This window comes from Kribbella sp. NPDC000426 (assembly GCF_040300265.1).
GTDB lineage: Bacteria > Actinomycetota > Actinomycetes > Propionibacteriales > Kribbellaceae > Kribbella.
Map to the genome: position 1 here is coordinate 93296 of NZ_JBEPDK010000004.1, position 26214 is coordinate 119509.

At 67.1% G+C, this 26214-nt stretch carries 25 protein-coding genes and 1 pseudogene; 11 read left to right on the forward strand and 15 right to left on the reverse strand.

Annotation, left to right across the window (positions count from 1 at the left end):
- Positions 1-105: 105 nt before the first annotated feature.
- The 3 genes from ABT313_RS19615 to ABT313_RS19625 all read left to right on the forward strand — a co-directional run bounded on the left by ABT313_RS19615 (position 106) and on the right by ABT313_RS19625 (position 4674).
- Entirely contained in the window at positions 106-561 is a 456-nt protein-coding gene (locus ABT313_RS19615; protein ID WP_350855411.1) for an HAD family hydrolase, read from the forward strand.
- A 19-nt stretch (positions 562-580) separates the two neighbouring features.
- Positions 581-2266: a M4 family metallopeptidase gene (locus ABT313_RS19620; protein WP_350855413.1), complete on the forward strand. Its 1686-nt coding sequence runs from the start codon at positions 581-583 to the stop codon at positions 2264-2266.
- A 1145-nt stretch (positions 2267-3411) separates the two neighbouring features.
- Positions 3412-4674 (forward strand): MFS transporter, encoded by a 1263-nt coding sequence (locus ABT313_RS19625; protein WP_350855416.1) that lies wholly within the window; start codon positions 3412-3414, stop codon positions 4672-4674.
- 316 nt (positions 4675-4990) lie between these two features.
- On the opposite strand, the gene ABT313_RS19630 is transcribed toward ABT313_RS19625, so the two are convergent.
- The 4 genes and pseudogenes from ABT313_RS19630 to ABT313_RS19645 all read right to left on the reverse strand — a co-directional run.
- Positions 4991-5143, reverse strand: a complete 153-nt coding sequence (locus ABT313_RS19630; protein ID WP_350855419.1) for a hypothetical protein — start codon at positions 5141-5143, stop codon at positions 4991-4993.
- Between the two features lie 120 nt (positions 5144-5263).
- A complete protein-coding gene (locus ABT313_RS19635) occupies positions 5264-5785 on the reverse strand; it encodes a helix-turn-helix transcriptional regulator (RefSeq protein WP_350855422.1) in 522 nt (173 codons plus the stop codon).
- Positions 5770-6141, reverse strand: coding sequence for an AraC-like ligand-binding domain-containing protein (locus tag ABT313_RS19640; RefSeq protein ID WP_350855425.1), 372 nt, complete (start codon positions 6139-6141; stop codon positions 5770-5772). The genes ABT313_RS19635 and ABT313_RS19640 overlap by 16 nt, the downstream gene beginning before the upstream one ends.
- A 219-nt stretch (positions 6142-6360) precedes the next feature.
- Positions 6361-6621: pseudogene (locus ABT313_RS19645) on the reverse strand (ATP-binding cassette domain-containing protein); the annotation flags it as partial.
- A 139-nt stretch (positions 6622-6760) separates the two neighbouring features.
- Here ABT313_RS19645 and ABT313_RS19650 point away from each other — a divergent pair.
- Positions 6761-7750, forward strand: coding sequence for a cytochrome c oxidase assembly protein (locus ABT313_RS19650; RefSeq protein WP_350855428.1), 990 nt, complete (start codon positions 6761-6763; stop codon positions 7748-7750).
- 338 nt (positions 7751-8088) lie between these two features.
- On the opposite strand, the gene ABT313_RS19655 is transcribed toward ABT313_RS19650, so the two are convergent.
- The gene (locus tag ABT313_RS19655; RefSeq protein ID WP_350855431.1) at positions 8089-8712 is read right to left on the reverse strand and encodes a hypothetical protein; all 624 of its coding nucleotides are present in this window, start codon (positions 8710-8712) and stop codon (positions 8089-8091) included.
- Between the two features lie 178 nt (positions 8713-8890).
- On the opposite strand from ABT313_RS19655, the gene ABT313_RS19660 reads away from it, so the two are divergent.
- Both ABT313_RS19660 and ABT313_RS19665 read left to right on the forward strand, forming a co-directional pair.
- Positions 8891-10666, forward strand: a complete 1776-nt coding sequence (locus ABT313_RS19660; protein WP_350855433.1) for a chloride channel protein — start codon at positions 8891-8893, stop codon at positions 10664-10666.
- 143 nt (positions 10667-10809) lie between these two features.
- Positions 10810-11316, forward strand: coding sequence for a MarR family winged helix-turn-helix transcriptional regulator (locus ABT313_RS19665; protein ID WP_350855436.1), 507 nt, complete (start codon positions 10810-10812; stop codon positions 11314-11316).
- Positions 11317-11318: 2 nt separating this feature from the next.
- On the opposite strand, the gene ABT313_RS19670 is transcribed toward ABT313_RS19665, so the two are convergent.
- Genes ABT313_RS19670 through ABT313_RS19680 form a run of 3 tightly spaced genes read right to left on the reverse strand, consistent with a single transcriptional unit; the run spans position 11319 to position 14007 of the window.
- The gene (locus ABT313_RS19670) at positions 11319-11897 is read right to left on the reverse strand and encodes a GerMN domain-containing protein (RefSeq protein WP_350855439.1); all 579 of its coding nucleotides are present in this window, start codon (positions 11895-11897) and stop codon (positions 11319-11321) included.
- A 20-nt stretch (positions 11898-11917) separates the two neighbouring features.
- The gene (locus tag ABT313_RS19675) at positions 11918-13315 is read right to left on the reverse strand and encodes a sensor histidine kinase (protein WP_350855441.1); all 1398 of its coding nucleotides are present in this window, start codon (positions 13313-13315) and stop codon (positions 11918-11920) included.
- Positions 13312-14007 (reverse strand): response regulator, encoded by a 696-nt coding sequence (locus tag ABT313_RS19680; RefSeq protein WP_350855443.1) that lies wholly within the window; start codon positions 14005-14007, stop codon positions 13312-13314. Before ABT313_RS19680 ends, ABT313_RS19675 begins: the two co-directional genes overlap by 4 nt.
- A 159-nt stretch (positions 14008-14166) precedes the next feature.
- Between ABT313_RS19680 and ABT313_RS19685 the strand changes: the two genes are divergently transcribed.
- A complete protein-coding gene (locus ABT313_RS19685) occupies positions 14167-14478 on the forward strand; it encodes an STAS domain-containing protein (protein ID WP_350855446.1) in 312 nt (103 codons plus the stop codon).
- A 164-nt stretch (positions 14479-14642) separates the two neighbouring features.
- Here ABT313_RS19685 and ABT313_RS19690 read toward each other — a convergent pair whose 3' ends face one another.
- Entirely contained in the window at positions 14643-15080 is a 438-nt protein-coding gene (locus ABT313_RS19690) for a DUF4383 domain-containing protein (RefSeq protein ID WP_350855449.1), read from the reverse strand.
- 43 nt (positions 15081-15123) lie between these two features.
- Between ABT313_RS19690 and ABT313_RS19695 the strand changes: the two genes are divergently transcribed.
- The gene (locus ABT313_RS19695; protein WP_350855452.1) at positions 15124-15417 is read left to right on the forward strand and encodes a hypothetical protein; all 294 of its coding nucleotides are present in this window, start codon (positions 15124-15126) and stop codon (positions 15415-15417) included.
- On the opposite strand, the gene ABT313_RS19700 is transcribed toward ABT313_RS19695, so the two are convergent.
- The 3 genes from ABT313_RS19700 to ABT313_RS19710 all read right to left on the reverse strand — a co-directional run bounded on the left by ABT313_RS19700 (position 15395) and on the right by ABT313_RS19710 (position 19075).
- A complete protein-coding gene (locus ABT313_RS19700; RefSeq protein WP_350855455.1) occupies positions 15395-17215 on the reverse strand; it encodes a CASTOR/POLLUX-related putative ion channel in 1821 nt (606 codons plus the stop codon). The genes ABT313_RS19695 and ABT313_RS19700 overlap by 23 nt on opposite strands.
- Before the next feature lie 113 nt (positions 17216-17328).
- Positions 17329-18618 carry an ArsB/NhaD family transporter gene (locus ABT313_RS19705; RefSeq protein WP_350855458.1) on the reverse strand — a complete coding sequence of 430 codons (1290 nt, stop codon included), beginning with the start codon at positions 18616-18618 and terminating at the stop codon, positions 17329-17331.
- A gap of 16 nt (positions 18619-18634) precedes the next feature.
- Positions 18635-19075: a CBS domain-containing protein gene (locus tag ABT313_RS19710; protein WP_350855461.1), complete on the reverse strand. Its 441-nt coding sequence runs from the start codon at positions 19073-19075 to the stop codon at positions 18635-18637.
- 1189 nt (positions 19076-20264) lie between these two features.
- On the opposite strand from ABT313_RS19710, the gene ABT313_RS19715 reads away from it, so the two are divergent.
- Together ABT313_RS19715 and ABT313_RS19720 are read left to right on the forward strand one after the other, a co-directional pair.
- A complete protein-coding gene (locus ABT313_RS19715) occupies positions 20265-20831 on the forward strand; it encodes a P-loop NTPase family protein (RefSeq protein ID WP_350855464.1) in 567 nt (188 codons plus the stop codon).
- A complete protein-coding gene (locus ABT313_RS19720; RefSeq protein WP_350855467.1) occupies positions 20818-21675 on the forward strand; it encodes a phosphotransferase in 858 nt (285 codons plus the stop codon). The genes ABT313_RS19715 and ABT313_RS19720 overlap by 14 nt, the downstream gene beginning before the upstream one ends.
- A 222-nt stretch (positions 21676-21897) precedes the next feature.
- Here ABT313_RS19720 and ABT313_RS19725 read toward each other — a convergent pair whose 3' ends face one another.
- The 3 genes from ABT313_RS19725 to ABT313_RS19735 form a co-directional block, all read right to left on the reverse strand.
- The gene (locus ABT313_RS19725) at positions 21898-22200 is read right to left on the reverse strand and encodes an ArsR/SmtB family transcription factor (RefSeq protein ID WP_350855470.1); all 303 of its coding nucleotides are present in this window, start codon (positions 22198-22200) and stop codon (positions 21898-21900) included.
- A complete protein-coding gene (locus ABT313_RS19730) occupies positions 22197-22514 on the reverse strand; it encodes a hypothetical protein (protein WP_350855473.1) in 318 nt (105 codons plus the stop codon). The genes ABT313_RS19725 and ABT313_RS19730 overlap by 4 nt, the downstream gene beginning before the upstream one ends.
- A 78-nt stretch (positions 22515-22592) precedes the next feature.
- Positions 22593-24164 carry a hypothetical protein gene (locus ABT313_RS19735; protein ID WP_350855476.1) on the reverse strand — a complete coding sequence of 524 codons (1572 nt, stop codon included), beginning with the start codon at positions 24162-24164 and terminating at the stop codon, positions 22593-22595.
- 222 nt (positions 24165-24386) lie between these two features.
- Here ABT313_RS19735 and ABT313_RS19740 point away from each other — a divergent pair, with 222 nt between their 5' ends.
- Positions 24387-26138 carry a glycoside hydrolase family 15 protein gene (locus tag ABT313_RS19740; protein ID WP_350855479.1) on the forward strand — a complete coding sequence of 584 codons (1752 nt, stop codon included), beginning with the start codon at positions 24387-24389 and terminating at the stop codon, positions 26136-26138.
- Positions 26139-26214: the final 76 nt, after the last annotated feature.

The window sequence follows — 26214 nt, forward strand, 5'->3', positions numbered from 1 at the left end:
ACAGCCGCTGGGGAGGCCGCTGTCGGCGCTTGCGGCATTCGCCCGGCTCCGGTTGATCCGGCGCCTGCCACGCCCTTCGCCGTAGCACCTGGCGTGGGAGGGCAGATGAGCAGCGGACCAGCAGTCTTCTTCGATATCGGTGACACCTTGGCGAGTGCCGTGGTGGAGGGCGCGCATCTGGCCCGCCTGGATGTCTACCCGTTCGTGCCGGACGTCCTGGCCAGGATGCGGGAAGGAGGTGCCGGGGTCGGCCTGATCTCGAATACCGGCAACGAAACTGCCGCCGCGATGAACAAGCTGCTGCGCGAATCGGGGCTGTCTGCTGTCGTCGACTCCGAGCTCTGCCTGTTCAGTTCGCTCGAGGGTATGAACAAATCCCAGCCCAGCTTCTTCGTCCTGGCCAGTGAACGTGCCGGTCTGCCGGCCGCCCGTTGTGTCTTCGTCGGCGAGGACGCGGACGAACGGCGCACCGCCGACACCGTCGGCTTCCGCGTATCGCCCCACCCGCTGCACGCGCTCCACCTGGTTGCGGCTGATCTCGCCGTACCACCGACAGTTTGACCGGAAGGAAGGGACCGTCATGGCAATCGACTCCGCCAACGGACTGAATTCATTCTCCTTGCATGCAGCGGACGAGTCGTCGGCGGGCGCCATCGAGGAACTGGCAGCGGAGCGGTCGGCCTATCCGGGTCTTCGCCCGCTAGGAGCCGACCGCGAGAGCGACCTCGATCCGGAGACCGCGGCGCGGCGATTCCTGGACCAGGCCGTGGCCAGCACAGCGGTGCCGTCACTCACGGCTCCGGAGGACAACGGCACCGTCGCCCAGTTCAAGACGATCGGGACCGAGACGGTCCCGCTGACCGAGACGCGCACGGTGAAGTTCCGCCAGATGTTTCACGACATCCCGGTCTACGGCTCGCTGGTGACAGTGGAGCTCGACGATACGAACAGCCTGGTCGGGATCGACGCCGCCCTCGGCGAGCCAAAGAATGTCGACCCGGTTGCCAGTGTCTCGCCGGCCGACGTACTGCGAGCAGCCGCCGCCGCACAGGACGGTTACCGGCCGAACCTGACCGGCGTGGTTCCGCGACAGAACTACTACTACGACGTCAAGATTGCTCGCTGGCGGCTCGTGTACATCCTCGAGGACGTGCCGGTCAGGCTGGACCAAGCGGCGGACGACACCAGCCCCGAGCCGCCACGGTTCGTCGACTATGTGGTGGATGCCCATGACGGCCAGATCGTCACGATCCTGCCGCGCACGCCGAGCATGGCCACCGAGGAACAGACTGCGGCCGACAGCTTCGGCGCTGCGCGGACGTTCACCGTGACATCCAAGCCCGGTGGTTTCGTGCTGATCGACCCGGTCCACAACGTCGAGACGTACGACTTCCACTTTGCCGACCCGGTCGTCGCCAGAGACCAGTTGCCGGGAGACATCGTCGACGACTCGCCGCCCTGGACTCCCGCTGCGGTGAGTGCCCACGCGAACGCGGTGGTGGTGTCGGAGTTCCTGCGCACTGCCTTGCGGCGGGACAACATCGACGGACGTGGCGGAACCATGAAGTCGTCCGTCAACTGCATCGTCCAGCCGACCCGCCCCGGCCGGCCCGACGATTGGGTCAACGCGTTCTGGAACGACGAGCAGATGGTGTACGGCCAGGTGCGACACCCGAGCGACCTACGGTCACTGGCCGCCAACATCGACGTGGTCGCGCACGAGATGTTCCACGGCGTGACGGACCGCACGGCCCGGATCGAGTACGCCTTCCAGTCGGGCGCGCTGAACGAATCGATCTCCGACATATTCGGTACGGTCGTCGCCAACCTCGGTAACCCAGATCCACGGACCTGGAACTGGGAGCTGGGCGAGAACCTCAAGCTCGGGAACGAGCCTTTCCGTGACCTGTCGAACCCGCCACGTTTCAGGCAGCCGGACCACATGAAGAACTACCAGGACCTTCCATACACCCGCGAGGGCGACTGGGGCGGAGTCCACATCAACAGCGGCATCCACAACAAGGCGGCGTTCAACATGTTCACCGCCCTGGACGACGCCGGCGACTTGATCCTCGCCCCGGCCGAGGTGGCCGCTGTGTTCTACCTGGCACTGACTCAACGACTGTCCCGAACGTCGCAGTTCACCGACAGCCGCCGCTTCACGCTGTCCAGCGCCCGAAGCTTGTTCCGCCGCCTGCCTGCGAGCGAGCGCCTCAGCAAGATCGCCGCAGTAGAAGCCGCCTTCGAGGCAGTCGGCATCGCCTGACCTCAGACCACGAGGCAGACAGCCATATGGACATCCCGCCCGGGGCGACTGTTCGGCGTCAGCAGATCTGGCGCTTCAGACAACCACTTCGGAAGGAGGAAGCGATGAATCCCGGTGCGTCAGGGCCTTGGAAACGGGACGCTGAATCGGCCATGGCCGCAGGGCGAAGCAGGCCAAACAAGTTCCAGTCACGAAGCACAGAATCTCGTGCGCATCATGGGCCTGGTGACGGCCGCATCGTCCTCGAACACGTTCCCAAGTTCGATGTTCCAACCTCTTGTGGCGGCCCTCGGCCGCCGGCAGGAAAAGGGGACCTCGAGCATCAAAGGCGTCATGCTGTCAGACGCTGACAAAGCAGACTGGTTACGAAAACTCACTCCCTCGCCCTCCCCGCAGGGATGACGCAGATCTTTCAGGACCGAGCCGACGCTCTGACCCGCTTGGCCGCGCGCCAGCCCTTCGAAGAGCCCGTGCGGATGGCGAACACCCGGAGTCGCTGACCACGAAGGCGTTGACTCCTGGACGCCCCCTGGGCGTGGAGCCGGACAGTGCCGCCGTCGTGGGTTCGGGCGTTGCCGATCAAGAGGTCATGGATCTGCCGGGATCCGGCGGTCAGGACCATCCTGCTGGCGACAGCGGCCGCGGTGATGACTTCGAGGCGACGGCCATGATCGGGTGCCAATGATGCTCGGCGGCGCCGAGGAGGCCCGCAACGGCACCTGCTGGTCGAGGCTGGGCATCGGCCCAGCTTGAGGACGTCGCGGATCGTGCGTTGGACGTACCCGGAACGGCGTCCTCCAACCTGGTCTGGGCGAGCGCAGTCTCGGCTTGGGGCGCCTCGACGGTGAGGCGGAAACCGCCAGTGGCGGAGTTCCTGGTGGCAGCAAACGGTGTTGGGAACTCTCGGCATCTCTGCGTGCGGCTGCGATCGCCCTGCCGGGGGCCCATCGCCCGTCAAGTGCGTCACGGGTTTGAACTGGAACGATGCTCTGTTGGGCGAGGAGACGTCCGGCTCGACGGCGGGGCCCCTTGGTGTGGGTGGTGGGCGGGTCTGTGAAAATGTGCGTGCCCGGCGTGTCCGTCTCTTCGAGGGATTTCCGTAGCGCGTGGCACACCGTGCACCTCGACCAGGAGACAGCGCATCGATGCGATCACCGCAAGTCGAGGTGGCTACGGAGTCTGCCTGGCGTTACTTGATCGGGCATGTCGTGCTGCGATGGCTTTTCGTGGCGATGTTGCTGTCAGGTTTTGCCCTGTCGTTGAGCTGGCCGCAGATGGGCCTCTTCCTGACTCAGGAGCTGCATCTGTCGGTGCGGGCCGCCGGGCTGTACTACGTGACGAACCTGGCTGCCCCGGTCGCCGGATTCCTTGTCGGCGCGCTCTCGGATCGATTCGACAAGCCGATCTCGCTCGCCGTGGGAGGTTCGCTGCTTGCTGCCGCGGGCTGGACCGTGATTGCGATGTGGGAGCAGCCGTGGGTGCCGTACGTGGTGAACGTCGTGGTCCTCAGCCTGGCCGGGACCTCTGGTGGACTGCTGTTCACCGTGGCCCGTGGCTATCTGGAGCGGCATCCGACGCCGTCGCGGTACGGCGTTCTCGCGCTGTTGCGGATCAGCCAGGCGGTCGGCTGGATCACCGGGCCGGCGATCGGTGCGTGGCTCGCCACGGTGGCCGGGCTGCGGGAGACGTTGCTGGCCACGGCCGCGTTGTCAGTCATAGGGGTGGTTCCTGTGGTCCTGGCCGGTCGGCACCTGCCCTCGGAGCGTACGAAGCCGCGTTCGGATGCGACTGTTGTGGCAGCTCGAGAAGCCGAGCCGGCCGTGCCGCGGGGCCGGTTCGCGTTGTTGGCGATGTTCACGGCGGTCGGTGTGCTGGTGATGTCGGGTGAGTCGATCAAACTGTCGTTCCTCTCGATCTACATGGCCGAGACCCTGCGCGTGAGCGCGTTCGCCCGTGGTGCGGTCATCTCGTTGCAGCCGCTGCTGGAGGTCGTCTTCATGGCCACGTTGGCCCGGCTCGCCGGGCGGTTCGGCGCGCTGAGGGTGTTCACGCTCGGCATCGTGGCAGCATTCGGGGCCTACCTGTCCTACGCCGTCGCGCAGAACCTCGTCGCGATCGCGATCGGCCAGGTGTTCATGTCGGTCGCCGTCGCGGCGACGGGTGCGTTGGGCGTTGCGATCGCTCAGGACCTCGTGCCCGAACGGCTCGCCACCGCAACGAACACGTTCAGCAGTTCGGTGATGGTCTCCGGAGCGCTCGGCGGTCTCTACACAGGCGTTGCGGGTGACAGCCTGGGTATCCCGCGTCTGTTCGTGCTGCCGGCCGCGGCCACTGCAGTGGCCGCGGCGCTCTACGCCGCGATGGTGCTCGCCCGGCGCGGGCCTTGGGGCCATGGTCTGCGGCACTGACTTGGAGGGCTACATCGCCGGGGTGGCTATGCGGGCCATGCTGCAGGTCAGGGCGGCTGTATTTGTCGTGGACGCCGCATCCGCCTGTTAGCGCAGGTCCATCCAGGCGTACTCGTAGCCGTCCATGAAGTTGCAGGTCATGGAGGACTTCTGACCGGGTTTGCGCCAAGGGCCCCACCGCGTGTACTTGATCTGCGGGTGGTTGTGGTCGACGCAGGTGGCGCGGGCACGGTGCCGACGCCATGAGGCTGGTTGGAGCAGTAGGTGTGTACGCCGAGCCGGACGACGCCGTGGTGGTAGATCTTGCAGGGTGGGCTCACGGCGGACTCAGCTGCCGCGGCCACGCCGTAGGGGTAGGCTCGGCCGCCGGGCCGGCCTGGGCCGGCGTGGCAACGGTCATCCCTCCGAGCATCGCGATTCCCATCGCGGCCACCGCGCCGCGGCGCATGGTCATCCTGCGTAGGTTCATGTAAGTCCCCTCTTCGTCGGCCGCCGGCTCCCGTCAAGGGGATCGGCGCCGGGTCAATTGCTGTCACCCGATCATCACCAGACAGCCGCCCGCGGCGCCTTGGCCAAATGCGCCAGGTACTTAGCCTCGCGTGCCAGCCTGCGTGCTGTGAGGCAGGGCCTGGGACCGGTAGTCGCTTGGGGTGATGCCGTGCAGCGCACGGAAGGCGCGGGTGAAGTCCGCCGGATGGGCGAATCCCCAGCGTGCTGCGATCGCCTGGATCGGTACGCGATGCCGCAACGGGTCAGCCAGGTCACGGCGGCACCGCTCGAGGCGCTGGCCGCGTACCCAGGTACGGACGGTCATGCCGTGCTGCTGGAAAAGCCTGTGCAGTGAGCGAACCGAGATGTGATGCGCTGCCGCTATCTCGCCCGCAGTGAGGGTGGTGTCGCCGAGGTGGTGTTCTATGAAGGCGGTGATCCTCAGGTACAGCACGCGTTGTCGGGAGTCGGCCGGAATGTCGTCGTCGCGTTCGAGGAAATGCGCCAGCGTCGCGGTGACCAAGTCCAGTCCGACGGTACCGAGACGTACGGCGTCGTGTGGCGTGTAGCTCGTGTTGTCTTGTGCCAACTGGGTGAGGAAGCCGGTCAGCAGCCGCCCCATGCCCTGACGTCAGCGTAGGTATCGAACGGATGCGAGCTCTCGAAGACCAGGAGCTCACCCGGCCGGAGCGCAGTGCGATTGCGACTCTGCTCGAACACATGCGGCCCGGAGTGCGTGACGCCGACGGCAACAATCTCCGGGTCCGAAGCGCCGATCAGCTTCGGGGTCCTGCGGGAAAGGAACGACGAGTACGCCATCGCCGACACCTGTACCGGGCCCAGTGGCACCGTGCTGAGCCGTCCCCGGAACACGTCCGTACCAATCAGCTTGAACGCCGTCGGCATCAGCGCATCCGCTGTGATCTCCTCCCACACCGACAACGCATCGCGCGCTGCAAAGTCATCGCTGTCGAACACCTTCTCCACGGTTCGTCCCCCAGCCCGCTACCGCTCTTCCCAGTACCGCCCCCGATTGTCCTCCCGAACCAGTTCAACCATGCCGGAACAGACATACGACGCGTACCCGGATGCGTGCCCACAGATGACCGATGACCGGCAAACCATGGCTGATGCTCTTCGCGATTCGACCCAGGGATCCGTACCTGCTCGGTGCGGCCGAACCGGCCCCGTCTGAGCCGTGGTGAGCAGCACCGTCGTACCGGAGCCGGCGAGCTCCTTGACTGTCTGCCACACCTCGATGCGAGCCTCTGGGTCGAGCCCGGCGGTCGGCTCGTCCAGGAAGATCAGGCTCATCGCGATGTCCAAGCGGCGGCGCATGCCACCGGAGTACGTCGACACCCTGCGCGTGGCGGCCTCGGTCAGCGAGAAACGATCCAGCAGGCCGTCCGCGATCGCGCCCGGGTCGTCGAGGTGCCGCAGCTTGGCCACGAGCACGAGCCTGCGTGGCGATGTCGAACACCCGGCCCGTCGGCGAGGACCTCGCTCTCCAGACCTACCACCCGGTCCGCTGCACACCCGGACCGGCGCGATGATTGCAGTGTGCAATGCTTGCAGCGGACAAGTTGTGGAGGTGCGGATGGCCGATCCGATGATGCCGCCGCTGGGCTGGGACTCTTTCCTGGAGAGTTGGCGGCTCGCGCCCGGATGGCTTGCGGTCGCCTTGCTGCTCGCGGGCGGGTACGTCGTACTGCGGGTGCGCGGCCGCGGACGGTCGACGGTTCATCCGTGGCGAGCGGTGTCGTTCGTTCTCGGGTGCGCGCTGATGTGGGTCTGTGTCGCTTCCGGGATCGATCGCTACTCGATGGCGGTGTTCTGGATGCATATGGTGCTCCATCTGCTGCTCATCATGGTGGTCCCCGTGCTGCTCGTCCTCGGGCATCCGATCACCGTCGGCCTCGAGGCCGTTCCCGCGGGTCGCCAGGCCCGGGCGCGGCGAGTGATGGCATCGCGGCCACTCGGCTACCTCCTCCATCCCGCGACCGGGCTCGTGGTCTACACGTCGGTGATCGTCGGGACCCACCTGACCGGATTCATGGATCAGATGGTGCTGCATCCCAGGCTGATGACAGCTGAGCAGGTGCTGTACGTGGTCAGCGGATTCCTGTTGTTCCTGCCTCTTCTCGGCGAGGAACCGATCCGGTCGGTCCCGGGTTACCTGGCGCGGTTCATGCTGTTCCTGATCGCGATGATCCCCGACACCCTCGTCGGCATCGTGCTGCTCCAGGCCACGCGCGACCCGTTCCCGATCATGGCGCAACGCCATCCATCGTGGGCGCCGGCGGGGTTGACGGATGTGCATACCGCCGGCGGGCTGATGTGGGCCGGCGGTGACGGGCTGATGATGTTCGTTGCCGTCGGGCTGATGATCAGTGTCGTCACCTCGCCGAGCAAGCGCGAGCGGATGACCGGCGCCTGGCTGGACGGCGTACGTCGAACTGTCATCGCGACCGAAGTCGGCGCCGATCCGGGGCATCAGCTCGATCCCGACAGCGATGAGGCGTACGACGCCTATAACGCGATGGTCGAGCGACTAGCGGCCGGGCGGCGCGACGAACCAGGCCAGTGACCCGATCGGTGGTGGATGCCGGCGGCGGCCGCCTGTCGACGACCGCCGTCCAGCACCACTCGGCCAGGACCTTGCGCCTGTTCGTGGCCCCGGTCTGAGCGCGACCGTAGACGAGTAACGGGCCGGTCTCCAGCAGACGTACATCGTTGCCGCGCAGCGTCAACAAATCTCAATGTAAGCGTCAACCGTCCGTCAAGAACGACCATCGAGCCTGCCGCTCGTCGAGGAGTGTTCGCGGTCCGTGCGTCGTTCCAACATCTCGTCCTGGAAGATCTGCACCAGGCGTTGACGGCCCTGCACGCGGCAGCCGATCTGCGCCACGTGCGGCATTGAGCTGATCAGTTGGCTGGAGGTTGCAGGAAGCGTGGTGGTTCGCCGTTCAGGGCGGCGTCGGATGACAGCCACGCGTGGGTCTCGTCCGGGTGTCTCCGCTCGATCTCAGCGAGCAGCAAGTGCCGTGCCTGCGCGGCCGTTGTGGCTTGCTCACCGGCCGCCTCCGCGAGCCGGGTGCTGGTCGCCTGCCACACCGAGTACAGCTCCTCGTCCGTCCAGGTCTCCAGGTACCCGTCGCGTACGTCGAGCAGGCGGGATTCGCCGGTGACGTCGGAGCGAATGCCTCGGCGTGCTCGGTGCCTGACCAGGTCGAAGGTCCATGGTGAGGCAACGGCGAGCACGGCGACGACCAGGAGCAGCCAAGCGCCGACGGTGAGACCCAGCCCGAAGGCGGCGACGGCCGTCAGACCGGCTGCGGCGGAGTCAGCCGCGATCCGGGCATGGGTTGCGAACCGCGCCGGCCCGGACTCCAGCGTTCGCAGGTTCGCCCAGATCACCGCCACGCAGATGGTTACGGTCGCGAACAGGCCGAGCATGGCGGGCACCGACTCGATCGTCAACGCGAGCGCGATCCCCGCAAGGACTGCCAGTGCGCTCACGGTCGACCAGACGAGAGAGTAAATCCGCATCGGCAGAATCGGTCCTCACAGTTAGCGCGGCGGCCTTCACGTCCTGTCTAACCTCCTCGCGGGCTGTGATCACCTGACGCCGGGGGAACGACACGTGATCTCAAACTTTCCGCAGCCTGGTCGTCAACCGTGAGACAGGGTGAGAGTTGTGTACGCCAAATATTGCATAATGCAATTCATGTCCGCCGAGATCGCCACAGACCTGCCCCCGCCGTCGTACCGCCAGCGACTGCGGCAGCTGCTGCAGGCGTCCGAAGGCGGGCTGCTCACGCTGGCGTTGCTCGTCGGTGCCGGGTCGGCCGGCTTCGCGATCGTGTTCCGCTGGTTGATCGCGACCTTCACGCACCTGGCGACTGGTCGTGCCGACTACGCGGCGGCGCCGGGCGCGGTGCATCCAGGCTTGCCGGGTCTCGGGCGCTGGTTCCTCCTGGGGGTACCAGTGGTCGCAGGCCTGCTGTACGGGCCGCTGGTGCACTTCTTCGCCCGGGAGGCTCGCGGTCACGGCGTACCGGAGGTGATGTACGCCGTGGGTCGCCGCGGCGCCCGGATTCCGCCGCAGGTCGCCGCGGTGAAGGCGCTGCCGTCGGCGCTGTGCATCGGTGGTGGCGGATCGGTGGGCCGGGAGGGGCCGATCGTCCAGATCGGCTCGGCGTTGGGATCCACCGTGGGCCGGCTCGCTCGGGTTGCCGAGCCGCGGCTTCGGGTGCTGGTGGCATGCGGGGCGGCCGGCGGAATCGCGGCGACGTTCAACGCGCCGCTGGCCGGGGTCTTCTTCGCGATGGAACTGGTCCTGGCCGACTTCACTGCCCAGGCGTTCGGGATGGTTGTGGTCTCGGCGGTCGTGTCGGCGGCGATCGGGCGGGCAGCGCTGGGGGATGCGCCGTTCCTCTCGCTTCCGCCGTTCACGGTGCAGCACGTCGGTCAGTACGGCCTGTTCGCCGTTCTCGGTTTGCTGGCAGGCGGTGTCGGAGTCCTCTTCACCCGCGTCATGTATCTGATCGAGGACGCGTGCGACGCGATCTGGCGGGGTCCGGCATGGCTGCGGCCCGCGGTCGGCGGCGTCCTGCTCGGGCTGCTGCTTATCGCGGTCCCGCAGATGTACGGCGTCGGCTATCCGGTGCTCGGCAACGCTGTCTTCGGCCTGTACGGCGTCGGCTTCCTTCTGCTGCTGGCGGGAGCCAAGATGCTGGCCACCAGTCTGACGATCGGGATCGGCGGTTCCGGCGGTGTGTTCGCGCCGGGCCTGTTCATCGGTGCGGTGCTCGGTTCGGCGTTCGGGCAACTGGCTCACGGTGTGCTGCCGGGCACGGCCGGGCCCGCCGGGGCGTACGGCCTGATCGGGATGGGTGCGGTCTTCGCCGGCGCCGCCCGAGCGCCGATCACCGCCGTGGTCATCTTGTTCGAGCTGACCGGGGAGTACTCGATCATCCTGCCGTTGATGACGGCGATCGTCCTGGCAACCGGCGTCAGTCACGCGCTGTCGGCCGACACGATCTACACCCTGAAACTCCGTCGCCGCGGTATCGACCTGGGACGTCGCGAGGTCATCAGTACGGCGGCGCGAACCAGGGTCGCCGAGGTGATGACCGCCGTTCCGGACGGTGTGCAGGCGGATCTGCCGCTCCGCGATGTGGCCGTCATGCTGGCCCGGTCCGGGTCCGGGGTGTTGCCGGTGATCGGGGATCAGGGCAACTACCTCGGAGTCGTGACGGCGCGGGTGGTCGCCGAGGCTCTCGCTGACGGTCGGCATGATGCCGATCCCGCGTCGCTGGTTCTCGAGCTCCCACTCCAGGTACGCCGCGACAATCACCTTGACCAGGCGATCGAGGCTCTCGACCGCAGTGGCTGCGCGGCCGTCCCCGTGCTCGATCACGGCCACGTCGTCGGCTGGATCAGCTACCGCGTCGCACTGAGTGCTCTGCCAAGTGAACGCATCCGGGGTGGAGTCCGATGACCCGGAGGATTCCCCGCGTCCTCCTAGCAGATGTCGGGGAGCGGCTGCCGCTGGTGTGGATCGAGTACGCGGCTAGGTGAGCTGCGGCGCGGTCGATTACCCTCGGCAAATATCAGCCAGTGCAAGCTTTCGGAGGTGGAGCTGTGGCAGGCTCGCGTACCAGTGCCGCGAACGCGTCGACGGATGAGCCGGTCGACGAACTCGTCGCCGCGGTGCTGACCGCCTCGCGGGTGCTGGTCGGTATCTCCGCGCGGTCGCTGGCCGGGGTCGAGGAGTCCGTCACGCTGACGCAGTTCCGGATGCTGGTCGTCCTCGAGGGGCATGGCCCGAGCCGGCTGAACCGGCTCGCCGAGCGGCTCGAGGTGACTGCTTCGACGGCGCTGCGGATGGTCGATCGGTTGATCGCGGCGGGTCTGGTCGATCGCCGGGAGAACGAGCAGGACCGCCGGGAGGTCGTCATCGACCTGACGGCGGCAGGACGATCGCTGGTCCGGAAGGTGACCCGGGTACGCCGTACGGAGATCGAGCGCGTTGTCCGCGCGATGCCGGTGACTCGGCGCCGCGAGCTCGTCCGTGCGCTGGAGTCGTTCGCGACGGCGGCCGACGAGCCCGCCGTGGTAGCGGAGGCTGCCGGCCGTCTGGGCTGGTGAGCTCAGCGGGCCCGCAGTACGCCGTAGTCGGAAGCGGTGAGCGGATCGGCGGTGAGCGCTCCGTCGGCGAGCAGGGCCTCGACCGGCTGGCCGTTCCGCGAGAAGCTGACCTCGTCGATGGTGGGGAGCGCGGTGACGGAGAGCACGATCTGGCCGACGGCGAGAACGTTCTCGGTGGCGGACCTGCCGTCGGTCTCGCCGGAGAGTTCCAGGTCGACCCGCTTGCCTTGGACCCCGGCCACGGTCAGGGTGAGTTCGGGCGGCAGCGCGGACGTGACACCGTCGCCCTGCTCGGTCGCACTCGGGCCGGCGAGCAGCGCTGAGATGACCGTCTGGAGGCGGTCCGTCGGCGCCGGACTGGGGGCGTTACGGACGAAGGTCACCAGCTGATCCTTCCGGACGAAGACCACCTGGATCGCCGGTTTGCCTGGTGTCGCCGAGGCGGGCCCAGGCGTTGCCGAGCCGCTGCCCTGTAGCCGTGACGGTACCGCCGCCGGATCGATCGGCGCCGGCTGCCGTTGGACCGGCACGCCACAGCCTGCCAGCAGGACGACCGCGAGGGCCGTCAGCACCGCCCTCACGTGGCGGCCTCCTGGTGCTCTCATATGCCGGTCTCCCGGAGCTCTTGTATGCCGGCCTCCGGGAGCCGGACGACGAGCCGGGCGCCGCCGGCCGGCGACGCCGAACACCAGACGGTGCCGCCGTGAGCCGTCGCGGTCTCGGCGACCAGCGCCAGGCCGAGTCCGGTGCCGGACGACGAGCCTCGCCCGCCGGGCCTGGTGGAGAAGCGTTCGAAGACGCGTTCGCGGTCGTCGGCCGGGATGCCCGGCCCGGCGTCGTCGACGAACACCAGAACGTCTCCGTCGGAGCGGGCGAGCTGCACGTCGACCAACCCGTCGCCGTGGCGTTCGGCGTTCTCGAAAAGGTTGCGGAAGAGCCGCCCGAGGCGCGGTTTGTCGGCGAGCACGTGCACATCCTCGGCGCCGGTCAGGAGCGAGGCGTCGCGGCCGACCTCCCCGAGCACCTGTCGCAGCAATGGGGTCAGCTCGACCACCGTGCTCGGTCGCAGATCGAGTCCACCGTCGGAGCGCGCGAGTTCGAGGAGGTCTTCGAGCAGTCGCCGGAACCGCTGCAGATCAGCGGTCACCAGGTCCAGGACGCGTTGGGAGCGATCGGACAGCTCGTGCCGGCGGGCGTTCAACAGGTCGACGCTGCCGACCAAGGTGGTCAGCGGTGAGCGGAGCTCGTGGCTCACGTCGGCGGCCAGCCGCGCGTCCCGATTGATGCGTTGCTGCAGCGTGTCGACCATGCTGTTGAACGAGCCGACGATCGTGGCGAGTTCCGGATCGAGCGTCGCCGGCAGCCGGTTGTCGAGGTCTCCGCCGGCGATCGATGCAGCGGTCGCGGCAACCCGGTTCAGCGGCGTGACGACTGATTTGCTGCCCCACACTCCGAGGGCGGCGCCCGCAGCGGTCGCGAGTAGCGCTCCGCCGGACAGGATCCCGCTGAGCAGGCGCAGGGTCCCGTCCAGTTCGGTCAGCGGGGCGATCTCGTAGAACTCCGCCTGGACAGCTGGAACCGGTACCCCGATGACCATCGCGGGCCCGTCGTCGGAACGGAAGCGCTGACTGGTCGCCGTACCGTCGGCAACGTCCTCGCGGATCGCGGCCGGTACGGCGTCGCGGCCCTGATCCAGCGATGACGCGTACCACTGGCCTTGCCACTTGAGGACGATCGTGTGTCCGGCCGGCGTACCGGCGGCGGTCAGGACCGCCGAGACATCGGCGCCGGCGCTCTCGAGCCGGCGCTGGATGAAGACCGCGTCGGCGAAGGACTGATGTTGTACGACGCGCTCCCGCTGTGACAGCAGATACCCCCGGGCCAGCAGATAGGTGCTGATGGCAAAGACTGCCGAGACGAGGAGGGCCACCAGCGCGAACGCGAGAACCAGCCGGTGTCGCAGCCCGAGGGCGCGACGGCCGAACGGGACGAACTTCATTGCGGGTCCAGCCGGTAGCCCATTCCCCGCATCGTGACGACGATCTGCGGCTTGCCCGGGTCGCGTTCGATCTTCGTCCGGAGCCTCCTGATGTGTACGTCGACGATGCGCTCGTCCCCGTAGTACCCGTGCTCCCAGACCGAGGCGAGCAACGCGGGCCGGCTGAGCACCCGGCCCGGAGGCTGTGCCAGCTCGACCAGCAGCCTGTACTCCGTGACCGTCAGCGGCAGGTCGATGCCGTCGAGACTTACCGCACCGCGGGACGTGGACAACACCAGCCGGCGGCCCGGGCCTGCGTCGAGGACGATGTCGGCCTCGACCGGGTCGGAGCTGCTCCGGAGCCGTCGTCGCAGGGCGCGCAGTCGTGCGGTGATCTCCTTGATCTGAAAGGGTTTGGTGACGTAGTCGTCCGCGCCGGCCTCGAGCCCGGCGACGATGTCGTGCGTGTCGGAGCGAGCGCTGACGATCACGATCGGGATGTCGCTCAGCCGGCGTATCTCGCGGATGCACGTGTATCCGTCGATCTCGCCGAGCATCAGGTCCACCATCACCAGGTCGGGAAGCGACGAGCGTACTTCTGCCAGAGCGGATGGAGTGTCCGCGGACTCGACGACCTGGTAGCCCTCGTCCTCGAGCGCCAGCCGCAACATGGCCCGGATACGGTCGTCGTCCTCCACTATCAGGACTTGCATCGGCATCTCCCTATCGTCGCAATCATCCGCCGCGATGTGTCCTCGGGGCACCGCATGTCATCTGATCGTCAAGAAGGACGACGACCGATCTCAACGTCGGCGGTGCAGGCTGGTATCTGGGCGGTACCAATGCCAGATCACTCCGGAAGGCGACAGCCGATGACCGATGCTATCCATAGCCCGCTGCCGCAGAAGGCCATCGTGACGATCTCCGACGCGGACCTGGGCAGCGGCCTGACCGCTCTGCGCTGGCGCTTGCGTGGCCTGGTGAACGAAGGTGCCTGCCTGGTCGTCATCGACGTGTCCGACATCGGGGAGATGTCGTCGACCCTGCTGGCGGCTCTGCTGGACACCCACCGCGTGTGCCGCCGCCGGGGCGGGGGAGTGGTGATCCGGCACGCCAGCCGCAAGATGACCGACGTACTCCGCCGTACCGGCCTCGACCGCGTATTCGACGTCGAGGCCGCGTGACCCTGTCGCGCTGCAGGCCCGCCCGAGCCCGCTCGATCCGCCGACGCTACGTGGACGTGACTGTCGTCGAGTTCGCCGCGCACACCGCGTACCTCGATCCTGTCACCGGGACATCGCCTCCGACGTCCGGGTCCGCCCCAACTCGCCCAACGCCGACTGAGCGGTCACTGGCTTGCCAGCCGACGAGGCAGCGCAGTCAGACAGCCCGCGATAGCGCCGACTGCCAGGACCACGTGCAGCCAGACGTCTGCTCCCTCCACAGGCACAACGCGGGTCAATGCCGGACTCTCATCGACGAATCCGTATCCAGCGAACACCAGCATGGTCGCACCGACTGCGGCCAGGAAGATGACACACGTTCGACCTGATCCCGCCGCGAGAAGCCCGGCCGTGCCGAGACCCAGGTGCACGATGATGTGCAGGACCGGAGCGTGGAAGAGACCGGAAACGGCTGATTCGGGACTCGGGATCCACGGCGTCAGCACGGCGATGTAGTGGGCCGCCCCGAGGCCGGCCAGCGCGATGAAGGCTCCGGCGAGCCACAGCGCGCTGACCTGAGCCGGCGACGGTGCGAGCCGATCGTTCGATTCTGCAGATCGCATCCGCGGTCTCCTCATCTGTGGCCGGCCCTCACGGGGTGTGCTGATGACAAGCGTCCCCTCAGCAGCCGTCACCAGCACACCCAGCGGCGTGGCGCGCTTCCCAGGAGATCAGGTGCGCGGGCGGGCGCAGTCGGTTTCCGGTTCGGCGGCGGTCGGCGCGACGCTGGTGACGATCGCCGGGGTGGAGCGGCTCGTCACCAGCGCGCTGGTCGGCACGGCGTCGGAAGCGCCGACCGAGGTCGGCCGGAACCGAGCAGGGGACACCACCCACCTGACGGCCACGGACATCAGCCTGTGCCTGGGGACAGGGCTCGTCAGTCTTCGGCGAGGACGATGACTCGGTCCTTGTCGGTCAGGGTTAGTGGGGACTGCTTGGGTGGGTTGAGGACGACGCCGTACGCCGGTGGTTGGTAGAACTCGGCGTGGACCCGGTACCCGATGGCCGTCTCGCCGTGGCGGGCTGCGGCGTCGGCGATGGTGCTGAAGTTGGCCGGCATTCCCGGGAGCAGGTAGCCGGAGGCGGGTTTCAGGTAGATCTCGGCACCGGTGGGGTTGAAGAGGTCCTCGAAGACGGCAGCCAGATGGCGGTTCTCGGTCAGCTGGGTGAGCAGGAGGCTGATCAGTTTGTCGCTGACCACGAAGTCGTCCGCGCGGGTGACCTCGGCGATCTCGCGATTGGCGTCGTCGTTGATCTCGCTCACGATCGAGTACGGCTGATCCAGGGACTCGGCCAGGTCGCGCAGGTGCAGCAGCGTGATCAGGGTTCTCGCGTCGGCTTCCTGTGCGCCGAGACCGTCCGCCGACAACACGATGACGTGCTGGCAGGCCCGTGGATCGAGCGCTTCGAGATCGACTCGGTCGGTGGGATCGGTGCTGCTCACCTCGACGGTGAGATTGGTCGTCGAGGCGATGAGCCGGTCGACCGGGTCCGGGCAGGCGATGAGCAGGTGTGATCCCGGGAAGGCGAAGGCGTCCATGAGCTCGATGATCTGTGGCGCACGCTGGTTCCAGCCGAGCATCAGGGTGCGTTCGGGGCCGGGGTTGTGCCGCAGGCGGTTCGAGATCGCGCCGTCGATGATGCGTGGCGGCGCGCCGGCTAGTCGGATCAGGGTGTCGTCCTCGGCCAGGACGATCAGTTCGTCGGTCGACGTGATCGGGTGGTCGGTCGCGGGGTTGAGCGTGATTGTGCCGTCCGCGTGCCGCAACCCAACCGGTACGCCGAGATCGTAGGCGTGCAGCGCCGTACCGAAGGTTGTCCCGGCCAGTTTCGGTTCGAGGCGCAGGTAGAACTCGTTGCCCGCGAACGCGAGCAGATCCGCGCAGACGGCGGACAGGCCGGATTGCCTGTGAGCGTTGACGATCAGCCGTACGGCGAGTTCGTCGGCCCGGACCAGTTGTGCTCGCCGACCACCCGCGAGCTGGGCCGCGGGCAGATTGGTGGAGTCGGACACCGCGGCCACGATGTGTGGGCCTTCGCCTGCGGCTCCCAGGCTGCCCAGCGACAGCAGGACCTTGACGACATGAATATCCGAATCCGGACCGTCGGACGGCAGGACCATCACCGAACGGGCCGACGGGAGGCTCACGAGTTCGAGGTCGGCCGGGTGGAGCGGATTGCCGGAACGGCAGGCGATCCGGGTCCGGCCGAGGTCGGGGACGCGGGCCCGGATCGCGTCCTCCATCTCGACCTTGTCCTTGTCGGCGAGGATCGCGACGCACGACCGGCGGTTGCTCTGGTTGGCCTGGACGAGTTCGGCGACCACGGTGAAGATCTGCTCCGACCAGCCGAGGACGACGGTGTGGTCGCGCTCCACAATGCGCGAGCGGCCCTTGCGCAGTACGGCGATCTTGCTCTCCAGCCCGGTCGTCATCACGCCGATGAACGCGCTGACGATGAAGATGCCGCCGAGGGTCGCGGCCAGCATCAGCCCGAGGAACACCAGTCCGCCCTGGTCGCCGCCCATCGTGCCGGGATCCAGCGTCCGCAGCAGACTCATCCAGAGCAGCCCGTGCCATCCGCCGTGGTCGCCGACGTCGCCGGGAGCGAACAGCAGCACCAGCACCGACACCGCGACCACGAGCAGCGCCGACGCGAGCCCCAGCCATCCGATCAGCGCCGGCGTTCCCCGCGCCATGGTGTTGTCGAACCAATACCGGACTCTGTCCCGCCAGTTGTCCAACTCCACTGCCTCCTCCGGCTCGCTGGAGGCACTATGCCACCTGGCGACCCGGCAGCCGCATCAGGCGGTCAGGACAGGACGAAGTAACGCAGCCAGAGGTAGGGCGCGGCGACGAGGACGGTAATCGCAGTGACGACGGCGCCTTTGCCGGTGAATTCCCAGAAGCTGATCGGGTGGCCGGCCCGGAGGGCGATGCCGATGACCACGACGTTGGCGCTGGCGCCGACGGCAGTCGCGTTGCCGCCGAAGTCGGCGCCGGCGGCCAGAGCCCACCAGAGGGCGTTGGCGTGGCTGGGGTCGGTGACGTTCTTGGCGAGTTCCTGGACGACGGGGCTCATCGTGGCGACGTACGGGATGTTGTCGACGATCCCGGACAGGATCGCGGAGACGACGAGGATCAACATCGTCGCCAGCAGCGGCCGGCCGCCGGTGGCGTCGCCGACGGCCCGGGCGAGGCCGCTGATCAGTCCTGTCTTGACCAGCGCGCCGACCATGACGAAGAGCCCGGCGAAGAACAGCAGGGTCTGCCATTCGACGCTGCCCATGTAGTCCCTGGTCGGCACCTTCGAGATCAGCACCAGCAGGCCGGCGCCGAGCAGGGCGACGATCGCGGGTTCGATGTGAAAGATCGCATGGCCGATGAAGCCGGTGAAGACTGCGAGCAGGACGACGCCGCACTTGATCAGCAGGCGCGGGTCCTGGATCGCCTCACGCTCGTTCAGCCGCAGGATGTCCTGGACCCGATCCGGGTCGGCAGCGAAAGAACCCTTGAACAACCGTGGAAGCACGAGGATGAAGACGAGCAGCTGGATCAGGACCAGCGGGGTCAGGTGGATCAGGAAGTCGTTGAACGTGAGCCCGGAACGGCTGGCGATGATGATGTTCGGCGGGTCGCCGATGAGGGTCGCGGTTCCGCCGATGTTCGAGGCCATCACCTCGGCGATCAGGAACGGGACCGGACTGATCCCGAGCCGGTCGCAGACCAGCAGCGTGACCGGCGCGACCAGCAGCACCGTGGTCACGTTGTCCAGGAAGGCCGACGCGGTCGCGGTGATCAGCGTCAGCAGGATCATCACCCGCAGTGGCGATCCCTTGGCCCGCTTGGCCGACCAGATCGCGACGTACTCGAAGACGCCCGTACGACGGAGTACGCCGACGATGATCATCATCCCGAGCAGCAGGAAGATGACGTTCCAGTCGATCCCGGTCTCCTGCGAGTAGAACGCGTGGTCGGGATCGGTGACGCCGAGCGCGAACAGGACCGCGGCGCCTCCGAGCGCCGCGAGCAGTTTGTGTGTCCACTCGGTCGCGATCAGGACGTACGCGACGAGGAAGACGATCAGAGCGACCGCGGTCACGCGATCGCCCCCGCGATCAGGGAACGACCAACTCCAACAGGCGGGAGGCGGTGATCGCGCCCAGGATCTCCTCGTCTTTCACAACGGCAACCAGCGGGCAGCGCAACCGGGCCATAAGCGCAGCGACCTCGATGACGGTGTCGTCGTAGTTGACAGCCGGCAGCTCGACCGGCTCGGACGGCAGCAGCTTGCGGACCGGCAGCCCGGCCAGCTTGCTCGCCACCTGATCGGCCAGCGGTTCGTCGATCACGCGGGCCAGCGAAGGATCGTCCTGGACGTAACTCGGCACCAGGAAACGCACCACCTGTGAGGCGGGCAGCACCGAATGCGGCCGCCCGCGATCGTCCACGACGATGAGCCCGGGCAGCCGACGGCTCGCCAGCAACGACACGGCTTCGAGAGCGTCCGTGTCCAGGCTGACCACCGGGTACTCCTCGGCCATCTGGTCTGCGTGCACGCTTGCACGATACGACGATCGGAGTACGTCGGCACGCAGCCGCTCGGAGCTCTACCGGCCTTCTCATGCGGTCTCCTCCGGGGTCGCAGGTCAACCCGCACCCCGGCTCGGGGACGGGCACTGCCGACCAGACTTCCCGGCGCTCCGTCCCCAACCCTCTCCCACGGCGCGGGCGGGGAGCAAGCAGGCCGTCGGCATGTCGCCTCGACCAGTCCGCACTCAGCGTCGCCATCGGCTGCCGGCTAATTGCGTGGACAGTGGACTAGACGAGTGCCAGAGTGGCGAGCGTTGAGACCGCACGGGCTCTGTGAGCTCTGCTGGTTGCCGCTCCATCTCTGCTGAGTGAAAGGGGTTCTCCGATGAGATTCGTCAGGCGAGGTTCCGTTTCCATCGCTCAGCGCCCGTCCGGCGGGCGCGCCGGACTCACAGGAGTTGGTACTTACGTTCACCCCACTTGGCCGGATCGTCGGAGGCGTGGTCGGTGCCGCGCTGCTGACGACCGGCTGTGCATCGTCTCCAGATAACCAAGCGCACACCTACACGAGCGGTGATCAGCGCCGCGACGCTGCTGGTCCTGATCCGATTCCGGGCCGCGCCGTGGGCGTGCCTGACACCATCGTTCATATCCCTGTTGAAGAGACCGTTCTGACGATCAGGTCGGGTGCTGGTGACAGTCGGAGTGGCGTTGCGCTCCCCGCTGCTCCCGGGATCGTGTTGTACGTACAGTGCAGCGGAGGCAGGGTTTCACTCGGCAACGAGTCCGGCCAGGATATCCAGGTCCCTTGCGGACTCACGCAGACACGCCAGGAAATGGTCGGTGGCGATTCGATCAGCGTGGTCGGGGATCGGTCGGCGCGCTGGACCGTCGTGGTCACGCGTCGGCACGAGTAAGATTCGCCGCTCGTCGGTTCTTTGAATTTCGTCGGAGAGGCTGCTCATGGCAGATGGCGTCTGGGGTCGGGTGCATCGCGACCTACCCGGTCGGCAGGGCACGCGCTGACACGGTAGGTACGGTCGTGTTGTCGCGTGCTGCGCGGGTATGCAGCAATGCGGTGCTGCCGGGAGCTTCCTGATAGCGGGGAGCCCGTGTTCCTCCGTGTCGCAGAAGGTCATTTGCCAGCTTCGACGCTGCGGCGTAGACAGCCTCCAGATGGTCGGATCTGGCACCGTTGCGACCCTGCGAGGTGTCATGCACTCCCACGAAATTCAACGTCGTATCGTCGTCACCGGGATGGCTGGATCTGGGAAATCCACGTTCTCCCGTGCACTCGCGGTCCGATCCGGACTGCCGCTCATTCATCTTGACCTCCAGTTCTGGAAGGCGGGCTGGACCGAACCGTCGGAAGCCGAGTGGCGCGAGAAACAACGCAGTCTCCTTGCTGACGACGCGTGGATTGCCGATGGCAACTACGCCGAGACGCTCGATCTCCGGCTCGAACGCGCCGACACCGTGGTGGTCCTGGCCACGCCGTGGTGGCGGTGCGCCGGACGAGCGTTGCTGCGCGGCTGCCGAATGCCGGACACGTTGCCGGAAGGATGCGAGTACTCGGCCTGGCAGCGGCTGCGCGATGAATGGCGTCTGGTTCCGATCATCTGGCGGAACCGGCGCGCGGAACTCGAACGTGAACAGGCGATCATCGCCCGACACGGGCAGCACACGGCCAAGCACGTGCTCAAGTCCAAACGGGCCATCCGGGAATTCCTCGACAGGTCAGGAGACGTCGCGGAGAGGGGGCACCGAGATGGAAGCAACTGAGGCGCAGCGTGCGGTGGCTGCGGCGATGTCGACCGCCGCAGAGCTCGACCTGGCCGTCGACGACGCGATCGTTCTCAGCGACTCCAACCGACTCGTGATCCGCCTGACGCCGTGCAACACCGTCGCCCGCGTCACGCCCATCACGCATTTCGCCAGCGCGGAGCAAGAAGTCGAACTCGTGAGACGGCTGGCGCGGACGGACAGCCCGGTCGCCCCGCTCGAGGCCCGGGTCGCACCACGCGTCTTCGTGCGTGAAGGGTTCCAGATCGCCCTGTGGGCCTACGTCGAACCTGTGCAGTCTCGGATGCTTCCGCCGGCCGAGTACGCGCAGGCGCTCGCACGTCTTCATGCCGGCCTGCGGCAGATCGAGGTCCCGACGCCACACTTCATGGATCGAGTGGCTACTACCCGACGAGACGTTGCCGACCGTGACGTCACTCCCGATCTCGCGGATACGGACCGGGCGCTACTCGCCAACACGCTGCAGGAGCTTGGGCGATCAATCGTCGACCGGCGCGGTGCCGAGCAGTTGCTGCACGGCGAGCCGCACCCGTTCAACATCCTCAACACGAAGAAGGGGCCGCTCTTCATCGACTTCGAGAACGCAGCCCGTGGGCCTGTCGAGTACGACCTGGCTTGGGTGCCGAGCGAGGTCAGCCGGCGCTATCCCGACGCTGACCAAGATCTGGTCGGCGAGTGCAGGGGCGTCGTACTCGCAATCATCGCAACGCATCGCTGGAGCCTGAACGACCACCACCCGAGCGGCAGAGCATCGGGAGAGGCGTTCCTTCGCGCGCTACGAGAGGGTCCGCCGTGGCCGGCGCTCGACGATGTCGTCTGGTAGACCGACAGCCGCTTTCGCTGCCGCGGAGCCCGGAATTGAGGTCGGGCGGTGTCTGTACCGGTGTCAGCTCTTCGAAGGGGAGATCACCGTGTCAGACACGATGCGTGCGGTTCAGTACGACGGCTACGGCGGGCCGGGAGTTCCGATATCACGTTCCGGTCGGGCAAACTCAAGGTGGTGAGTGGGCGGAAGTTCCCGCGGGGGACTCCGTCATGAGCGTCATCACGGGAGGACGCGGAAGCGGTCGATCCAGGACTCGCCCACCGCGAAGAGCGGGTCAGCCTGCAAACGGTAGACGTGCTCCCGCCCGCGCTGTACGACCTCGACGAGGCCGGCCTGCTCGAGTATTCGCAGGTGACGGCTGATCGTCGGCCACGAGTGGTCGAAGCGCCCTGCGATCTCGCCGGAGGTCATCTCGCCACCCCTGAGATGCAGAACCAGCAAGATCGTCCGCCGCGAGTGGTGCGCCAGGGCGGTGAACACCCGGTCCAGATCGTCCAGTTCCCGCCCGCCACGAGCCGTCAAGCCGACAAGTCCTGTGGCAGATAGTGCGGGAACTCCCACTTCGGCCGGCCGTCACGGTCCTCGAGCAACGGGTCCATCCGCTCCCAGAGCATGAGCACGTCGGGATGCTCATGCGCGCGTCCGAAGCCCCCGTCGACCCAGGTGAAGATCTCGATGTACGTCGGTCCGTCCACGTCTCGCAGTACGGCGGACCGCTCCTCGGTGACGAAACCGAGGTCCCGAAGCGTCGGCCAATGCTCCGCGAGTAGCACGCGGAACTCCTCCTCGGCATCGGCGCGCACCCGATACGTACAGATCACAGGTTCCTTAGCCATATTGCTAAGTAACTCGCCGCGCTCAGAGCCTGTCAAGAGGCCGACGTAGCGGTCGTTGGAGGAACTCCGGCGACTACTTCACCAGTTGATTGGGCGTAGTTCGGGGCCGAGGATGTGGCCCTGGTGAGGGCTGGGGTGGGCTTCGTCGTGGCGGAAGTGGCCGGCGTACCAGATGACTAGGTCGGTGGAGTCGATGGACTCGGCGGTCAGGTACTGGTCGAGGCGGCATTGGGTGTCCGAGGGTGTCCCGCCGACGACGCTGACGCCGTCGTCGAGTTCGGTGAACCTGTAGCGCAAGAACCACAGGTCGGCGACGCCGTAGGAGTCGGCGGTGCCGTCGGCTGGTCCTGGGTTGATGGCGTAGCCGCGGCCGCTCTGGGAATCGAGTACACGCCAGCGATGTGCGAACAGCGAGCGACTCCGTTTGGTTTCGCGGACGACCCGCCACCACAACGGAAGATGCGGGAAGAAGAGGCCGCGTTGCTCGACGACGTCGTTGCCGGCGCCTTCGATGTCGAAGTCCAGACGCCAGTAGACGTGGTGCTGGTGTGGCATGCAGGTGCGTGGATTGCGGGTGCCCGCGAATCCGAATCGCGGTGCGATGGTGCCGTCGTCGCGCAGCCGCCAGTCCGACATGTAGCGGTACCAGCCGGCCTGGACCTCGCTCACGATCCGCAGTTCGCCGTCGTCGTACCAGAAGGCGACCCCTTGGAAGTTTCCGGCGTCCGTACCGGATTCGAGGATCGTTGCCGGTGGCGACGTACACACACGCCAGCCCGGTCCGACCGGGTCGACGCCGTTGGCGATGAATGGCGTTTCCTGGTTCTGCCAGTCGCGATACGTGACGCCATCGTCGTAGAGCACGTTGAGAATCGGCACATGCGCTTGCCAGAGCACCAGGCGGCCGCGGTAGGTGACGTACTTCAGTTCGACTCCGGATCCCTTGCCGAAATGGGATGGCTCGGACGCGCGGGGCCGGACGACTACTAGGTTCCACAGCTCCAGGCCGCCACGCAGTACGCGGACGCGGACCGAGTCGCGGCCGTCGTCGTCGGGCATGCTGTTGACACCGACCGGCAGGTGTTCCTCGCAATCCCCGTCCAGAGGATGCCGGAGCTCGGGGTCCCACTCCACGACTCGATCGTTGACCCCGACGGCGGCGAATCGATGCCGCCGGTCCGACCGCGGGTCGAACACGCCGAGTGCGACCCTGCGCACGACCGACCCGTCGTCCTGTTCGAGGTCTGCCAACGGCGGCATCGGCTGGTAGACGACGACGTCGTCCCGGTCCCGCAGCTCGGCGAAATCCGGATCCTCGCGGAGCACGCCGAGCGCGGCTCCGAGTTCCTCGCCGGTCGGATTCGGCCGGAACGAGCTCGTCGTCACCTCGACGTCATCGCCGTCGAGTCGCCCCCGCACCTCGACCGATCGGTTCTCCCGCGGGTCGAAGATCGTCGCGACGAACGGCGAACTCTGGTCACGCTTCCGGCCCGGCAACGTGGGGCCGAGAATGCTCAGATCGGCCGGATCGACGTCGCCCAGCACCTCCCGGACGCGGTCGTGCCGCACGAGCGCATCCCGCCAGTACAGGACCCGCTCGGTCAGTTCGTCCCGATATTCCTCGACGATGATCTCAAGTTCCTCAGTCATCACGTCCCCCTAGAAGTCCTCAATACCTCGGAGGAAAGCGGCGTTGCGTCTGATACCACCTCGCAGCTGCGACGTGCAGGGTCATGATGGTTGGAGTGACGTGCCACGGAGGACGACGATGGCTGGAAGCTTGGCTCGCAGCGCACACCCGCCGATAGCGGACTACGCGTTTCTGTCCGACTGCGAGTCCAACTGCCTGATCGCGCCGAGCGGAGCCGTCGAATGGATGTGCTTGCCGCGGGGAGCTTCCGGCTTGGTCCGCACGGTGTGCAGGTGCCCGCGGCCCGGCGGTATCTGCCGGGCAGTCTGATGCTGGAGACGACGTGGAAGACGCCGACGGGCTGGCTGCTGGTCCGGGACTCGCTGGTGATGGGGCCGTGGCACAACATCTCCGAGCGGTCGGTGACGCATCGTCGTACGCCGACCGACTACGACGCCGAGCACTGTTTGCTGCGGACCGTGAAATGCGTGAGTGGAACCGTGGATCTCGCGATGGTGTGTGAGCCGATGTTCGGCTACGGCCGTTGGCCGGCGAGCTGGCAGTACGAAGGCCTTGCGTACGGCGAAGCGGTGGCCAACTGCCCCGATCTGGAGGACGCCGTCACCCTCAAGCTCACGACCGACCTACGCCTCGGTCTCGAGGGCCCCACGGCGCAGGCGCGGACCCGGATGTCGCACGGCGATGCGGCGTTCGTGGCGCTGTCGTGGTCGCAGCTGCCGACGCCGCGGACCTGGGACGAAGCCCTTGAAGCGACGGGCCGTACGGCGGAGTACTGGCGGCAATGGATCAACGTCGGCGTCTTCCCGGATCATCGTTGGAGCCACCACTTGGCGCGCAGCGCTCTCACCCTGAAAGGGCTCACCTACGCGCCGACCGGGGCGTTGCTTGCCGCGGCGACGACCTCTCTGCCCGAGACGCCGAGGGGTGAGCGCAACTGGGACTACCGCTACTCGTGGATCCGTGACTCCACCTTCGCGCTCTGGGGTCTGTACACCATCGGGCTCGATCGGGAGGCGAACGACTTCTTCTCGTTCCTCACCGAGCTGTGCGCCGGCGATCAGGACATCCAGATCATGTACGGCATCGGCGGTGAGCGTGACCTACCCGAGCGGACGCTGGACTACTTGAGCGGCTACGAGGGCGCCAGGCCGGTCCGGGTCGGCAACGCGGCGTACCTTCAGTCCCAGCACGATGTCTGGGGCGCCGTCCTCGACTCGCTGTATCTGCACGCGAGAACGCGCGATCAGGTCACCGAGAGCCTGTGGCCGTTCCTGAAACGGCAGACGGAGGCAGCGGCGAAGCATTGGCGCGAGCCCGACAACGGAATCTGGGAATCGCGTGGTGAACCGCAGCACTTCACCTCGTCCAAACTGATGTGCTGGGTTGCCATGGATCGAGGCGCCAAGCTGGCCCGGTTGCACGACGAACCGGGGTTCGCCGAGGACTGGGAGGCCATCGCCGCCGAGATCCACGCGGACATCTGTGCTCATGGTGTCGACGACCGGGGCGTCTTCGTGCAGCGGTACGGCGCGTCCACGCTCGATGCCTCGCTGTTGTTGCTGCCGTTGCTGCGATTCCTGCCTGCCGAGGATCCGCGGGTTCGGGCGACTGTGCGCGCGATTGCGGACGAGCTGACTGAGGACGGCATGGTGCTGCGCTACCGGGTCGAGGAGACCGACGACGGGCTGCATGGTGCCGAGGGCACCTTCACGATCTGCTCGTTCTGGCTGGTCTCCGCCCTCGTCGAAGTCGGCGAACTGTCGGAGGCCACGGCGCTCTGCGAGAAACTGTTGTCGTACGCGAGCCCTCTCGGCCTCTACGCCGAGGAGATCGACCCGCTCACCGGCCGCCACCTCGGCAACTTCCCCCAGGCCTTCACTCACCTGGCGCTGATCAACGCCATCACCCACATCATCCGCGCCGAGGAAGCAGCCGGGGCAAGCAGCTTCGTCCCCGCCCACGAGCGACACTGACCGACTTCCGCTCGGGGAAGCGGGACGCCGGGACGACGAATCCGTGAAGGTCCCAGCGCCCCGCACAGGTAGTTCG

Bases quoted from the DNA above. Each gene is read 5' to 3' on its own strand.
- ABT313_RS19680 (WP_350855443.1), bottom strand. From the start codon at position 14,007: ATGCAAGTCCTGATAGTGGAGGACGACGACCGTATCCGGGCCATGTTG.
- ABT313_RS19730 (WP_350855473.1), bottom strand. From the start codon at position 22,514: ATGGCTAAGGAACCTGTGATCTGTACGTATCGGGTGCGCGCCGATGCC.
- ABT313_RS19660 (WP_350855433.1), top strand. From the start codon at position 8,891: ATGTCCGCCGAGATCGCCACAGACCTGCCCCCGCCGTCGTACCGCCAG.
- ABT313_RS19740 (WP_350855479.1), top strand. From the start codon at position 24,387: ATGGATGTGCTTGCCGCGGGGAGCTTCCGGCTTGGTCCGCACGGTGTG.
- ABT313_RS19615 (WP_350855411.1), top strand. From the start codon at position 106: ATGAGCAGCGGACCAGCAGTCTTCTTCGATATCGGTGACACCTTGGCG.
- ABT313_RS19695 (WP_350855452.1), top strand. From the start codon at position 15,124: ATGACAAGCGTCCCCTCAGCAGCCGTCACCAGCACACCCAGCGGCGTG.
- ABT313_RS19650 (WP_350855428.1), top strand. From the start codon at position 6,761: ATGGCCGATCCGATGATGCCGCCGCTGGGCTGGGACTCTTTCCTGGAG.
- ABT313_RS19700 (WP_350855455.1), bottom strand. From the start codon at position 17,215: ATGGCGCGGGGAACGCCGGCGCTGATCGGATGGCTGGGGCTCGCGTCG.
- ABT313_RS19720 (WP_350855467.1), top strand. From the start codon at position 20,818: ATGGAAGCAACTGAGGCGCAGCGTGCGGTGGCTGCGGCGATGTCGACC.
- ABT313_RS19715 (WP_350855464.1), top strand. From the start codon at position 20,265: ATGCACTCCCACGAAATTCAACGTCGTATCGTCGTCACCGGGATGGCT.
- ABT313_RS19630 (WP_350855419.1), bottom strand. From the start codon at position 5,143: ATGAACCTACGCAGGATGACCATGCGCCGCGGCGCGGTGGCCGCGATG.
- ABT313_RS19685 (WP_350855446.1), top strand. From the start codon at position 14,167: ATGACCGATGCTATCCATAGCCCGCTGCCGCAGAAGGCCATCGTGACG.
- ABT313_RS19620 (WP_350855413.1), top strand. From the start codon at position 581: ATGGCAATCGACTCCGCCAACGGACTGAATTCATTCTCCTTGCATGCA.
- ABT313_RS19690 (WP_350855449.1), bottom strand. From the start codon at position 15,080: ATGCGATCTGCAGAATCGAACGATCGGCTCGCACCGTCGCCGGCTCAG.
- ABT313_RS19675 (WP_350855441.1), bottom strand. From the start codon at position 13,315: ATGAAGTTCGTCCCGTTCGGCCGTCGCGCCCTCGGGCTGCGACACCGG.
- ABT313_RS19735 (WP_350855476.1), bottom strand. From the start codon at position 24,164: ATGACTGAGGAACTTGAGATCATCGTCGAGGAATATCGGGACGAACTG.
- ABT313_RS19655 (WP_350855431.1), bottom strand. From the start codon at position 8,712: ATGCGGATTTACTCTCTCGTCTGGTCGACCGTGAGCGCACTGGCAGTC.
- ABT313_RS19635 (WP_350855422.1), bottom strand. From the start codon at position 5,785: ATGGGGCGGCTGCTGACCGGCTTCCTCACCCAGTTGGCACAAGACAAC.
- ABT313_RS19625 (WP_350855416.1), top strand. From the start codon at position 3,412: ATGCGATCACCGCAAGTCGAGGTGGCTACGGAGTCTGCCTGGCGTTAC.